This window comes from Ruegeria sp. AL11 (assembly GCF_056540865.1).
This window is the reverse complement of the sequence record NZ_JBQFXO010000001.1, coordinates 617,846-630,209: the sequence shown is the minus strand read 5'-3', so window position 1 is coordinate 630,209 and position 12,364 is coordinate 617,846. Positions and strand designations below refer to the sequence as shown.

The window sequence follows — 12,364 nt, the reverse complement described above, 5'->3', positions numbered from 1 at the left end:
TCAGTATCCGGTCATCTCCAGATAGCCGCGCCCGGCGTGGCTGCCTGAGACGGTGACCGGACCTTCCCAGTACTCAAATCGCGTTCCCATCCATGCATCGGGTATTAAACCCGCAACCTCAACGTCCAAGTCATATTCTGGTAGTGCGACGTTCCAGCGTATCGGCACGTCGCGCCCGGCAACCGGCGCGGTTTCAAGCGGCTTGAACGAGGCCGACCCATCAGGCAACGCTCGCGTGGTGCCATCGGCATTGATCCATGTGGCGGCTGTAAAGTCCTGACGATCGCCACGCAGGCGAAAACCCATCAGCTTCTCGCCGGTATCAAAGCTGAGCGAGAACCAATCCCAACCGCTCTGATCCTCGGCCAGCGGTTGCGAGGACCACTCACGATCCAACCACGCCTGACCGGTGACCGTGACGTCCCGGTCCGGCAGATGCAATGTGCCTTCCACAGCGTAGAACGGTTGCGAGTAGTAGTAGCTTGCCTGTCCGTCGGCGGATTTTACCGAATAGCCATCGTCCCCATGAAAAACCAAAGGCCCTTGGGCGTTCAGCGCAAGGTCATAGCCAAAATCTGCGCCATGGGCCGTCAGGGACAGAGTATCAAAGTCAGGTCCACTCATCCGCCACTCGTCGATCCATGCCGCAAAAGGCTGCGCCGTGACACCGGCCTGGCCCACGCCACCGCGCGACAGGCGTTCCGCAAAGAAATGGCGTTCGGGCGTGGTGACGGCCGCATGGCCCATCCAGATCTGAGGGCTCTGCCAGCCTTCGGTTTCAAAGGGTTTCAGGGCTGATCGGAACAAGGTCCATTGAATGCCATAGTCTTTCCCGTCATCGCCCTTCAGGTTGGCCGTCAAATACCACCATTCGATCCGATACGCGGGATGAGGGCCGTGATCTGCGGGGAATTCGAACGTGTAGCCGCGCTGAGGGACTTCGAATCCTTCGGCGGAACCGCCAAGCCCTGCATACCCCTGAGCCAATGCGCCAAAGGGGAAGAGAAGCAGCAGGGCTATCAAAAGGGCCTTAACGTTCATTGGCAAATACTCTCAGCAGGTCAGCGGGTGGCAGCCGTAGCAGACGCAGGGCGGGCAGGGCGGCTGCAGCCAGTGCGGCAACGAGGGTCAGCAGGAAGAGAACTAGCCAGTCCCATGGGAAGACATACATCGGAAGCCGCCAACCGAAGGCCTCAACATTGATCACAGCGAGCAGCACCCAGGCGAGGACCAGCCCAAGCGGCAGCGCAAGGCAAGCCGTCATTGCGGCCAGAATGGCGCTGCGCGATAGCTCCAGCCGTGCCAATTGCGCTCGGTCTAGTCCAAGCGCCCATACTGGTGCGATCTGGGGCAGGCGCTGTGTCCAGAGCGTCAGGAGGCTGGTGAGGATGGCAAACCCGGCGACACCAAGCGTCAGGACATTCAGGGCCGAGGTCACCACAAATGTCTTCTCAAAAATCGCGCGGGATTGGGCCTTCATCGCGGCTTGTTGAACAACGGCCTGAGGCGCAAGACCGAACCGCTCGCGCAGGGTCTGCGCCAACTCGGTTGCGCGGTTTGGGTCTAGCCGAATGCCGAACCGGCGCGCCTCTTGCCCCGGTGCGATCAAGTCCAGTTGCGCCATCGAAACGATCGCCTGTCCGGTCGGGTTCCCGTAGTCCGAGTAAACCCCTGCGACTGGCAATTGGTGGTTTGGGCCAAGGCGCAGCACGTCACCGGGCCAAAGGTCGGCGCGTAGTGCAAGCTGTTCGTTTATCAAAACCGCATCACCCGACATGACCCGATCCCAACTATCATCTGCGCGCGCGATCAGTGGCCAATACTGGCGGTAGGTCGGGTCGTCGACCACGCCATAAAGAAACAACGGCCCGGTTTCATGCGCCAGTTCCACGTTGCGGATGGGGAGGATTGCGGTGACTTGCGGCTCTAGCCACAGGGTGATCTCACGCCCTTGTTGGTCGCTTTCGGCGGTCAGGTATAGCTCGGAGGTCAATCGTTGATCCAGCCAGCCGACAAAGGTGAGGCGGAAGCTGGAGACCATGGTTCCCACGCCGATATTCGCCGCCAAGGCCAGCAGCAGCGCCATCAGAGCGAGCGACAGACCGGGCAGTTGCGCGCGCATGTCGGCCCAGACCCACTGTGCAACCGGGCCGCGGGCGCGACGGGCGCAGAGGTTGAGTGCAATGGACAGGCAAAGTGGTAACAGCAAGGCTGCACCGGTCAACAGACCGGCCAAGAGTGTGAAACCGCCGAGGAGGCCTCCGACCGTGGTGTAGGCGAGGCCCCCGAAGACAAGCAGCGCCAAGCCGCAGTAGGCCGCCAGCCGTTGGCCTTGCCCGCTGCCGCGCCAAGCCTGCACGCCTGGACCCGCCAACAGTGGCATGCGTGACAGGCGCCAAAGGGTTTGCGCGCTGGCGATCAGGGTGCCTCCGAGCGCCATTCCTAGTCCGGCCAACGCCCATGCGGGTTGGAGCGTCAATTGCCCGGTAACAGGTGCGCCATAGAGACCGCGCAATGTGGCGGCCACATCTGGCAAAAGTGCTCCGGCGAGGAAGAATCCCAGGATCAGGCCGATGATGCCTCCGATCAGGGCCAGCAGGGTAAGTTCAGCCAGGATCAACCACACCAGCCGACGCATCGAGACACCAAGCGCGCGCAGTGTTCGGATCATGCCGCGACGCTGCGCAAAGGCCAAACCGACCGTGCCGTTGACGATAAACAGCCCCACGGCAAAGGACAGCATTCCAAACGCCGTCAGGTTCAGGTGGAAACTGTCGGTCAGCTGCGCGGTATCGACTTGTGAGGCGGGGTTGACCCGCTCCAACTCGGGTGCGATTTCCGAAAGTGGAGGAACCGAGCGGGGCTGGTTCGGCAGAACCACAAGGCGAGAGATCTGGCCGGGCGCCTCGAGCAAGGTTTCGGCAACTCCAATGTCGGTCAGTATGACATCGGGTGGAAGTTCGGTTGTGATCAGGACCTGCGGCAGATCGTCTTGTGCCTGCAATAGGGTGGCCAACTCAGCCGAGGCCAGCAAGCGACCTGGCGCCGTCAGGATATCAGCGGGATCCGTTTCGGCCTCAGCCTCGGTGATCGCAGGGAGGGCCGGATAGGCGACCATGTCGACGCCTAACACGCGCAGCGTTCGGCCGTGGATGCGATAGGGCCCCTCGAGAACCGCTGCGACCTGCCAACCGGCGCGGCGCAGGTCGGCATATCGGGCCAAAGGGATCTCGCCCGAAGGATCGCGCAGCTCATCAAATTGACCCAAAGCAAGCTGCGCATTGGCACGGGCATAGCTGGCGCGGGCCTCAGTATTGATCGCCTGAACCGCCGACCAAAGCCCGGTTGCCAACGCGATCCCAATTAGAAGCGTTGCAAGCTGCAACCAATGGCTTCGCCAATGAGATAGCAGCGCCTGTATTATAGCTGCCGTCATTGAATGCGTCCGCCTGCTAGGTGAACTCTGCGATCCAGTTGGCCTGCGATGTCTTGCGAATGTGTCACGAGCAGCAGCGCGGCACCTGTTTCGTCCACGAGGGACAGCATCAGATCGAGAACGACTGCACTGGCGGTTTCGTCCAGATTGCCCGTCGGCTCATCCGCGAGCAGCAGCTTGGGCCTCACGGCCATCGCGCGACCGATGGCGACGCGTTGCTGCTGACCGCCGGAAAGTCGCTCAGGGAAGCGGGACAGAAGATCGCTCAGGCCAAGGCGATCTGCCAGATGCGCCTCCCAGTCTGGATCATGACACCCGGCCAGCCGCGCGTGGAAGGAGAGGTTCTGGGCAACCGACAACGACGGGATCAGGTTGAACTGCTGAAACACCAGCGAGACGTGTTTCCGTCGTAGCCCGGCGCGCCCGGCGTCATCCAGACCCGACAGAGCAATACCATCCAGCGTGATCTCTCCGGCATCGAAATGATCCAGCGCGGCCGAGAGGTTCAGCAAGGTGGATTTGCCGCTGCCGCTTTCACCGGTCAGCGCCAAGGTTTGGCCGTGGTCCAGCGACAGCGAGACATCCTGCAATACAGGCCGTCCACCGGGATAGGTCTTGTGAACATGTTCAATCGACAACAGCATGATCCGCCTCGCTTTTCGTCCTAGATGTGCAACTGTTTGACCCGCTGTCCAGTGCCGACTGGGTCTTGATACCTGACATCGGCCTGTGCCCTTGTGCTTGCGGGCCGCAAAGGCCATGCTGAGACGACCTTACCGCAGCTTGATTCAGGACGTAAAAACATGACCTTGCTACATCAGATTGTCTGGGGAAGCACGTTTCTGGGCCTTTGTTTTCTGGTCGAAATCCTGCTTTTGACATGGTGTACCGTGGTGATCATGAAGATGGAAACCAATCTGGAAAAGAGAGGCGTGTTTATGGGCACGGCGATGCCGATTGCGGTGGCTCTCGTTTTCATTGTCGCGATCCACACCATTCAGGTTTGGATTTGGGCGATCGTCTGGGTGTTGCTCGACGTTCTGCCGGATTGGAACACCGCGATTTACTTTTCCTTGGTTACCTTCACGACCCTGGGCTACGGCGACATTGTTCTGGGTGAGGCACTTCGGATTTTCGGGTCTTTCGCTTCCGTGGCGGGGCTATTGGCCTTTGGCCTGTCGACCGCTTACATGGTTGCCATGATGACACGGGTATTTCAGGACCGAATTTTCTCTTAAAGAATAGGGGCAAAGAGCCGCGCCAGAGGGGCACCAAAACGGATATGGGCTGGTTGCTGGGGCATTGATCGCGTTAGCTCGTAACAGTTCTCGAAATCGGCTGACAGCATCTCACTGACGGCTTCCGCCGCGCGTGGGTCGAAGAACAGCGCCATCGCCTCAAAATTCAGCCGGAATGAGCGGTTGTCCAGATTTGTCGTTCCAACCGCAGCCAGGGCATCATCAACCACAAACGCTTTTTGGTGCATGAACCCGTCAGTGTACCGGAACACGCGCACGCCGCAGTCTCGAATCTCATCGAAATAGGCGAAGGCGGCCAGCCAGGGCAGGCGGTGGTCGATCACGTCTGGTAACAGAATACGGACGTCGACGCCGCGCATGGCCGCGTGCTGCAGGGCAGTCATGATGTCGATGTCCGGCACGAAATAGGGTGAGGCGATCCACAGTCTTTCCTTGGCCTCTGCAATGGCGGCAAAGAACAACATGGCGCCGGTTTCAGTATCATCTCCCGGCCCGGTTGCCACCAATAGGGCGTTCATGTCCTGTTCGGCCTCGCTTCCTGCCCAATCAAGGTGATCAATCAGATCCTCGTCGCGCGCCCAGTGCCAGTCTTCGCAGAAAATCAGCTGTAGCTGCCGCACTATATGGCCGGTCATCTTCAGGTGTGTGTCACGCCAATGGCCAAATTTGTCGCTTTGGCCCAGATACTCGACCCCTACATTGTGGCCGCCAATGAATCCGGTTTCGCCATCAATGATCACCGTTTTGCGGTGATTGCGATAGTTCAGTTGAAACCGGAAGTTCGGGCCGCGTTGTTCTTTGGGGTCGGCTACATCTATCCCAGCATCGCGCATCGTTTCGAGATACGTTGGTGGAAGACCGTAACTGCCGACGGCATCCGTCATGAACCGAACGTGTACCCCGCGCTTGGCTGCGGCGATCAGCTTTTTCTGCAGCTCTTGCCCAAGCGCATCATCCCGGACGATGTAGAACTGGATCAGGATGTAGTTTTTAGCGGTGTCAATGGACTTGAAAATCGCATCAAACGTGGCCTGCCCATCGACCAGCAACTCAGCCCCGTTCCCACGCGAGACGGGCAGGTGGGCCAGAACCTCGAACGGGCGCGGGTTGAGTGTCATGGTCGAGGGATCGGGTTTCGAATAGTCGGCAAAGGTCTTGATGCCTTCGACGACGCGCTCGCTTTCCTGCCGCGCGATGCGGTAGCCGCGAAAGCGATGGTGGCCCAAAAACAGATACATCGGCACCGCAAAGAAGGGGGCCGAAATCAGGAAGACCACCCAGCCCACGGCCCCCTGAGGGGTACGCGCGGTTTGTGCCGCGCGCAGCGAGAACACGCCTGCTGTCACGTAGAGACAAAAAACGAGGGCAGAAACAAGCAATGTCCACATAGGGTTGAGGGCCTCCGGCGCAGGTCAGTTAGCGCCAGTGTAGATGCGAGACCAATCCCGCGCCATATCCACAATGACCCAGCCCATGTCGGGGCCTTTATCCAACCCATCAACCAAGCGGCCAATATCGCTTTCGCGGTCATAGGCCCATTCCCGTTCCGCATCCGTGTGGTGGACAAGGACCCCAAGACGCGGACCATCACCGGTCGTGGTCCACTCCATCATAGCGAAATCGCCGTCCGAGTTACCCCCGGCCAGAATGGGGCGTTTGCCGAGCGTGCGTTCGATGTTGATCGGCTTGCCCTCCTTGTCGTCGATAAAGGCGATGCCCGGTTCCTTGACGATGGTTGGAACACCATCGACCTGCGCATAGCTGGTGGTGCCATAAGTGCCGAGGATTTGCTCGGGTGGGATGCCATAGGCCTGTTCGGCAAAGACCCGCATGAAATGAAGACCGCCGCCTGAGACAATGTACGTCGTGAACCCCTCATCACGCAGGTAACGCAGCAGCTCGACCATTGGTTGGTAGGTCATCTGATCAAAGGGTAAACCGGTCTCGGGGTGCTGTGTCGTTGCAAGCCATTCTGCTACGGCTGCCTGAAACGCCCCGACGCTGACGCCGGAATGCGAGGCATTGACGACCTCGATCAACGCGTCGTGACCGCCCTCCAGGATGGTAGTAAGATCACCCTCTGCGGCAGCTTTCAAGGTCGGAGTCGTCAGGATGCTTGGGTCCTGCTCAGCCATCTCGGCCAGCCGGTCCATCGCAAAGATGAACTGGAAATAGACGGGCTGTTCCGCCCAAAGCGTGCCATCATTGTCAAAGACCGCGACACGGTCTGCAGGAGTGACATAATCCGGGCCGTCAGGGTCGGTCACGGCCTCAACAAACTCTACAATCGCGGCTTTTGAGTCACTTTGCGTCCAGCTGGGCAGAGGGTCCGCCAGCAACGCAAAAGGGGCGACGGACAAAAGGGCGCTTAGAACAGCGTGTTTCATGAAATTCTCGGTGGTTTTTGAATGGAAAAGGGCCGCCCATGACGGGCGGCCCGGTATATTTGAACGCCGGTATTAGTTGTTGGTCGGCGTTGTCAGCTTCTCCATAACCTGATCCAGGTTGAAGCTTGCCGCTTTCTGACGCGGTGGGAATTCCTCAAACGTACTCAGGAACGTACCGACATATTGCTGGGCAGGAACCAGGAAATAGGCCCGATCTAACAGCCAGTCATAGTAGGTGTTTGAGGTGCGATAGGCGCGCTCATACGGGTCGCGGCGCAGGTTGATAATCAGCGGGATGCGCAGCTCGGTCCAGGGTTCGATCCAGGCGCGCAGGGTTGCCCATGCTTTTTGCTCCAGGAAGATCAGCTTCCAGTCCTCAAAACGAAGCGCTGTCAGGTCACCATCATCCGAGAAGTAGAAGATCTCTTTCCGGGGGCTTTCGGTGGACTCACCGGTCAGCAAGGGCAGGATGTTGTAGCCATCCAGATGCACCTTGTAGTCACGGCCCATACCAGACGAGCTATAGCCCGCTTTCAGCTTTTCCTTGATGTCTGGATCGCCTGCAACTGCAAGGTAGGTGGGAAGCCAATCCATGTGGTGGACGATCTCGTTGGTGACAGAACCGGCCTCAATCTGGCCCGGCCAGCGCACCATCGAGGGCACACGCCATCCGCCTTCCCAGTTGGTATTCTTCTCACCCCAGAAAGGTGTCGCGGCGGCATCCGGCCACGTGTTCATGTGCGGACCGTTGTCGGTGGAGTAGTGAACGATCGTGTTGTCAGCGATGCCAAGCTCGTCCAGCAAATCTAGCAGTTGCCCGACATGCATGTCATGTTCGATCATGCCTGCCGTGTATTCATCGGCTACACGACCCGAGATTTCGTTGGCCTTGGTGCGCATTTCGTCTTTGACGTGGGTCCGGAAGTGCATACGCGTACCGTTCCACCAGACGTAGAAGGGCTGACCCTGCTCATGTGCGCGGGTGATGAAGTCGATGGCGGCGGCCACGGTCTCATCGTCTACGGTTTCCATGCGCTTGCGGGTCAGAGGGCCGGTGTCCTCGATCGTGCCATCTGATTTGGATTTGATCACGCCACGCGGGCCGTACGCTTCGCGGAAGGTGCGGCCATCGGCCAACACGCGATCACCGGGATAGTCTTCGTTTTCCGGCTCTTCCTCGGCATTCAGGTGATAAAGATTCCCGAAAAACTCATCAAATCCATGGTTTGTCGGTAGGTGCTCATCCTTGTCACCCAGGTGGTTCTTGCCGAACTGACCGGTCACATAGCCGTGGTCTTTCAGTAGGCCGGGAATGGTCGGATCCTCGACCTGCATCCCCAGATCAGCACCGGGAAGGCCAACCTTGGACAGACCGGTCCGGAACACGGACTGACCCATGATGTAGGAGGACCGGCCCGCGGTACAGGATTGCTCACCGTAATAGTCGGTGAAGATCATGCCTTCTTTGGCGACGCGGTCGATATTGGGTGTCTGATATCCCATCAGGCCCATCGTGTAGGCCGAGATATTCGACTGACCAATGTCATCGCCCCATATCACAAGAATATTGGGCTTTTGATCCTGCGCCCAAGCCGGCAGGGCAAGGGCAACGGCTACAGTGGCAACAGCGACCCTGCGCACTGCACTGCGCCAATTGTTAGCAAACATTCGTGGAGGTGACATGTAGTACTCCTCAGTAAACGGGAATTAATGGCCCGGTAATTTTATCGTTAATGGCAGCGGCCGACTTAAGGAAAAGACCGCGAGCAAGGTGTTGATTGTCAGACAAAAAACTATCTATTGGTCCGAGAATCGAACAGAACTAGATTAGGCTATGAAACGTATCGAAAACTTATCATATGATCGCTTTGAAAGATACTAATGTTTGATGTTGATGAGGATATCCGAACGCTGACCCAGTCGGATTGGTTTGGCGCGCGCGGCCACAAATTTCAGAGCGATCTTATGACCTGCGCCGTGCGAAAAACCTTTGATGCGGGGGAAACGCTTTATCTCTACGGCGATGAGGCAAATGGAATTCACGCGGTTCTCAGCGGCGCTGTTCAGATCACCGCCCCGGCCGATGACGGGCAGGAATTTGTCGTTCATCGCGATGGGCGCGGGTTTTGGGTTGGTGATTTGGCGCTGTTTGCCGAAGCGCGACGCCTGATCAGTGTGATGGCGACCCAAAAAACCCGGGCCTTGTTCTTTCCCACCTCACGGGTCGAGAGGCTGGTCCAGGACAACCCGGAATACATACGCGATTTCTACGCATTGACGCGCGAGAACATGAAAACATCCCTGCGCATCATGGCCAATCTGGCCGTCACGGGCACCGAGAAACGCCTCGTTTTGCGTCTGTTGCATCTGGACGAGGGTGCTGCGAAAGCCGACGGATGGATCATCGTATCGCAAGAGGAGCTGGCCGCGATGGTCGCGGTTTCTCAACCGACCTTGCATCGCAACCTGCATCGTTTGGTGGATCTGGGTCTGGTCGAACTCGGCTATGGGCGCCTTCGCCTGATCGACCGCAGCAAACTGATTGCCAATTGCCAGAGTTAATTTAGGGGTTCAGCGGCGGCAAAGCATCCTTGTCGCGCGCGACCGCATCTTTCATTGAGGTTAGGCTTTGCAAGGCGGAACTCCAGTTTTCAGATTGATCGCGACCGGAGTACCGGGCAGCGCCGATACGGGTCAGGCATTCCTCTAGCTGGGCTGCATTCTTAGAGTTGCCGCCACGCGATCTCCAAAGCTCCAATGCGGTATAAGTGGCATTTAAATCATGCGCTTGAACGGCGGTCTTCAAGGCGTCCACCGCATATCTCGGCGACGCCAGATAGCGATCACGGCGTGCCTTTCTCAGATCGCGGATGCGTGGGGAAAGAAAACGCCACAAAGCACCAATCGCAAAAAGGGCGATCGCGGCGAAGGCAGCGATCTTCAGAGCTTCGTCCAGACTGGGTGGTTGCCATTTTGGTGGCGCAAGCGTCAGGTCCGTCGCGGGAACTGAGGCGGTTTCGACCTGGTTGGTCTGCAGGTTGAACCAGTCGATGGAAACCTCGGGCAACTGCGCGACACCTTCTTGCTGCGCGATATACACGACCTCCTCCTGACGTTGGCCGGACAACACTCCACGTTCCTCGGATTCTGAAATCCGGGGTTCCTTGGGATAGGTGCGCAGCAGTGGGCTTTGCTGTTGCGGTGTCAGAACCGGGATCAATAGCGGCGTTGTACCAGAGATATGCCCAGTCAATTCACGCGTGATGGCGTCACCGGCCTGCATGTCGTTCGGGCCTTCGAGTTTCTGCTCAAGGGTAAACCCAGTTGCGATGATCAACGGGTCGAGGCCTTCCGCGCCAGCCGGTATTTCGGCCGTGATCTTGACCGGAGGCAGGTCGACCGTGACTTGAACCGGAGCATTCGTGTTGGGATCGGCATACGTCACAGCAACTGACTGCGCGTCGAAGCTGATGTCGCCGGTGATCAACGGATACACACGATAGCTGCGCTGAACGCCCGACCATGTCTCTCCGTCTACCGTCTCGCTGACCGGCCCCGAGGCCCGTTCGGGCAGGCGCACCAAGAGGTTTTGTTGCTCTAGAGAGGGAAATTCCGGCGGTTGCGGCATGAAGGTCGACACCAGAACCTTGATCCGAACAATCGCTGGTTGGCCGACGATGACGGGCTCCTCCGGAGCCTCCACGGTGATCTGCGGGGCGGTTTCTTCGTTGCCTTGCGCGAAGACGGAAATGGGGAAGAGAAGAATGAAGAGGAGCGCGTATCTCATTCTGTTCGCTCCTGATTTTCCAGCAGAAAGCGATTGCGCAGGAAATCCTGCATGTCGGTATCAATGGTGCTGATCCATTGCTCCGCATTCAGCGTTTGCGGTCCGTCCTTGGGGGCTTGAACCGTAGTTTCGCTACCGCGCGCGTCGTCATTGTCAAACACTGTATCGTCCGCGCCGATGCCAGCTTCTTCGCCTGTGTCCGACTGTTCCCGAGTCGTTTCGACATAGTCCAAGATGCCCTTGGAGACCTCAAGGTTATGTTGCGCCTCTGGCCAATCCGGGCGACGTTCCAGAGCGGTTTCGAACGCCGCGATTGCCGGGCGGTATTCGCGAATTCGGATACGGGCCATACCTTCGGCAAAGGCAGCCTCGGCCGTATTCAAACCGGCGAAAATCTCAGAGGCCTGTTCATATTGACCGTCTTTTAGATAGGCATAGCCCTTGTGATATGGGTCCTCAAACAGCTCGGCCGCGTCTCCAAACCGCTTCTGGTTCATCGCAATTTGCCCCTGCTGATCCGGTGTCAGGAACCAATCCCGCCATCCCTCAGCACGCACGCCCGAGGGCGGAAGGACGAGCAACGCCAAAAGCGCCCAACGGATCACCCAACCCTTGCGGAACCACAAAAGCGACAGAAGCGCAGCGGGCCAGGCCAGCATCCAACCCTTGTCTTGCCAGTCCAAACGATCGTCATCGTCCAGGGCTGCGGTATAGGCCGACTGAATTTGGCGTTGCAGCCGAGAGATATCCCGGTCGTCATCCGTGAACGCAACAGTCGAAGCAGCTTGGACATTTCCCAGCTGCGCAATCCGGTCGCCGTCGGGCAGCATGGTCAGGAAGAAAAGATCATGGGTTGAGTTGCTTAGAGCAGGAACCTGAGACGGATCGAGATCGTCCAGAACAAACAAAACTGCGCCCGGGCTCTCGCTTTCGTCCAAGATGGATTGTGCTAGCGCTAGGGCATCAGCGGCGGCGTCACCTTGTTTGGGCATTACGGCTGGCGTCAGACCCTCAAGCAGTGGGCGAAGGATGTTGGCATCCTCGGTCAAAGGCGCGACGCGGTGTGGGCTACCTGCATAAGCGATCAGGGCGGTGCGTGCTCCAGCGCGTTTGGTGATCAGGTCGGCGACTTTAAACTTGGCCCGGTCCAGGCGCGAAGGCGCAAGATCGGTGGTCTCCATACTTTCGGTGACTTTGAGGGCGATCACCAACGGCGCGGTATCCGCGATCAACGGGTTGGGCGCGCGCGACCACGTTGGCCCCGCCGCCGCGAGAGTGACAAGCGTGGCGATGATCATGGCGACGTCGATGGGGTGAATTCGACGGTTCTCCTCCGCGCCCAATTGCAGGGCGGCAGCAAGATGTGGTGCGATCCCGACCGCCTGAGCAGATTGACGGGTGGGCTTGGGTCTGATCCTCCACCACAGGAACGCCATGGGGATGAGGAGCAACAGGTAATACACTCGAATAAAATGGAAATCCGTAAGGTCCATTG

At 58.5% G+C, this 12,364-nt stretch carries 10 protein-coding genes; 2 read left to right on the top strand and 8 right to left on the bottom strand.

The features are described from left to right. The 3 genes from ACR0IP_RS03155 to ACR0IP_RS03145 are packed head-to-tail and all read right to left on the bottom strand — an operon-like array spanning position 1 to position 4,080. Positions 1-1,041, bottom strand: a complete 1,041-nt coding sequence (locus ACR0IP_RS03155; RefSeq protein ID WP_480523749.1) for a lipocalin-like domain-containing protein — start codon at positions 1,039-1,041, stop codon at positions 1-3. Further along, positions 1,031-3,436, bottom strand: a complete 2,406-nt coding sequence (locus tag ACR0IP_RS03150) for an FtsX-like permease family protein (RefSeq protein WP_480523747.1) — start codon at positions 3,434-3,436, stop codon at positions 1,031-1,033. Before ACR0IP_RS03150 ends, ACR0IP_RS03155 begins: the two co-directional genes overlap by 11 nt. After that, the gene (locus ACR0IP_RS03145; protein WP_480523745.1) at positions 3,433-4,080 is read right to left on the bottom strand and encodes an ABC transporter ATP-binding protein; all 648 of its coding nucleotides are present in this window, start codon (positions 4,078-4,080) and stop codon (positions 3,433-3,435) included. The genes ACR0IP_RS03150 and ACR0IP_RS03145 overlap by 4 nt, the downstream gene beginning before the upstream one ends. A 159-nt stretch (positions 4,081-4,239) precedes the next feature. Between ACR0IP_RS03145 and ACR0IP_RS03140 the strand changes: the two genes are divergently transcribed. After that, positions 4,240-4,674 (top strand): potassium channel family protein, encoded by a 435-nt coding sequence (locus tag ACR0IP_RS03140; protein WP_170373652.1) that lies wholly within the window; start codon positions 4,240-4,242, stop codon positions 4,672-4,674. Here ACR0IP_RS03140 and cls read toward each other — a convergent pair. From cls to ACR0IP_RS03125, 3 genes are all read right to left on the bottom strand, one after another. Beyond that, positions 4,671-6,083 (bottom strand): cardiolipin synthase, encoded by a 1,413-nt coding sequence (gene cls / locus ACR0IP_RS03135; RefSeq protein WP_480523743.1) that lies wholly within the window; start codon positions 6,081-6,083, stop codon positions 4,671-4,673. The two genes, ACR0IP_RS03140 and cls, sit on opposite strands and share 4 nt — an antisense overlap. 24 nt (positions 6,084-6,107) lie before the next feature. Beyond that, positions 6,108-7,082, bottom strand: coding sequence for an HAD family hydrolase (locus ACR0IP_RS03130; protein ID WP_480523741.1), 975 nt, complete (start codon positions 7,080-7,082; stop codon positions 6,108-6,110). Positions 7,083-7,154: 72 nt separating this feature from the next. Next, positions 7,155-8,765 carry an arylsulfatase gene (locus ACR0IP_RS03125; protein WP_480523739.1) on the bottom strand — a complete coding sequence of 537 codons (1,611 nt, stop codon included), beginning with the start codon at positions 8,763-8,765 and terminating at the stop codon, positions 7,155-7,157. A gap of 198 nt (positions 8,766-8,963) precedes the next feature. On the opposite strand from ACR0IP_RS03125, the gene ACR0IP_RS03120 reads away from it, so the two are divergent. After that, entirely contained in the window at positions 8,964-9,644 is a 681-nt protein-coding gene (locus tag ACR0IP_RS03120; RefSeq protein ID WP_170373655.1) for a Crp/Fnr family transcriptional regulator, read from the top strand. Position 9,645: 1 nt separating this feature from the next. Here ACR0IP_RS03120 and ACR0IP_RS03115 read toward each other — a convergent pair whose 3' ends face one another. Both ACR0IP_RS03115 and ACR0IP_RS03110 read right to left on the bottom strand, forming a co-directional pair. Beyond that, positions 9,646-10,869 (bottom strand): hypothetical protein, encoded by a 1,224-nt coding sequence (locus ACR0IP_RS03115; RefSeq protein WP_480523737.1) that lies wholly within the window; start codon positions 10,867-10,869, stop codon positions 9,646-9,648. Continuing rightward, positions 10,866-12,362 (bottom strand): VWA domain-containing protein, encoded by a 1,497-nt coding sequence (locus ACR0IP_RS03110; protein ID WP_480523735.1) that lies wholly within the window; start codon positions 12,360-12,362, stop codon positions 10,866-10,868. The genes ACR0IP_RS03115 and ACR0IP_RS03110 overlap by 4 nt, the downstream gene beginning before the upstream one ends. Positions 12,363-12,364 lie beyond the last annotated feature (2 nt).

What these genes read in the sequence shown, in the direction of transcription:
- ACR0IP_RS03155 (WP_480523749.1), bottom strand. Translation starts at nt 1,041, where the DNA reads ATGAACGTTAAGGCCCTTTTGATAGCCCTGCTGCTTCTCTTCCCCTTT.
- ACR0IP_RS03150 (WP_480523747.1), bottom strand. Translation starts at nt 3,436, where the DNA reads ATGACGGCAGCTATAATACAGGCGCTGCTATCTCATTGGCGAAGCCAT.
- ACR0IP_RS03145 (WP_480523745.1), bottom strand. Translation starts at nt 4,080, where the DNA reads ATGCTGTTGTCGATTGAACATGTTCACAAGACCTATCCCGGTGGACGG.
- ACR0IP_RS03140 (WP_170373652.1), top strand. Translation starts at nt 4,240, where the DNA reads ATGACCTTGCTACATCAGATTGTCTGGGGAAGCACGTTTCTGGGCCTT.
- cls (WP_480523743.1), bottom strand. Translation starts at nt 6,083, where the DNA reads ATGTGGACATTGCTTGTTTCTGCCCTCGTTTTTTGTCTCTACGTGACA.
- ACR0IP_RS03130 (WP_480523741.1), bottom strand. Translation starts at nt 7,082, where the DNA reads ATGAAACACGCTGTTCTAAGCGCCCTTTTGTCCGTCGCCCCTTTTGCG.
- ACR0IP_RS03125 (WP_480523739.1), bottom strand. Translation starts at nt 8,765, where the DNA reads ATGTCACCTCCACGAATGTTTGCTAACAATTGGCGCAGTGCAGTGCGC.
- ACR0IP_RS03120 (WP_170373655.1), top strand. Translation starts at nt 8,964, where the DNA reads ATGTTTGATGTTGATGAGGATATCCGAACGCTGACCCAGTCGGATTGG.
- ACR0IP_RS03115 (WP_480523737.1), bottom strand. Translation starts at nt 10,869, where the DNA reads ATGAGATACGCGCTCCTCTTCATTCTTCTCTTCCCCATTTCCGTCTTC.
- ACR0IP_RS03110 (WP_480523735.1), bottom strand. Translation starts at nt 12,362, where the DNA reads ATGGACCTTACGGATTTCCATTTTATTCGAGTGTATTACCTGTTGCTC.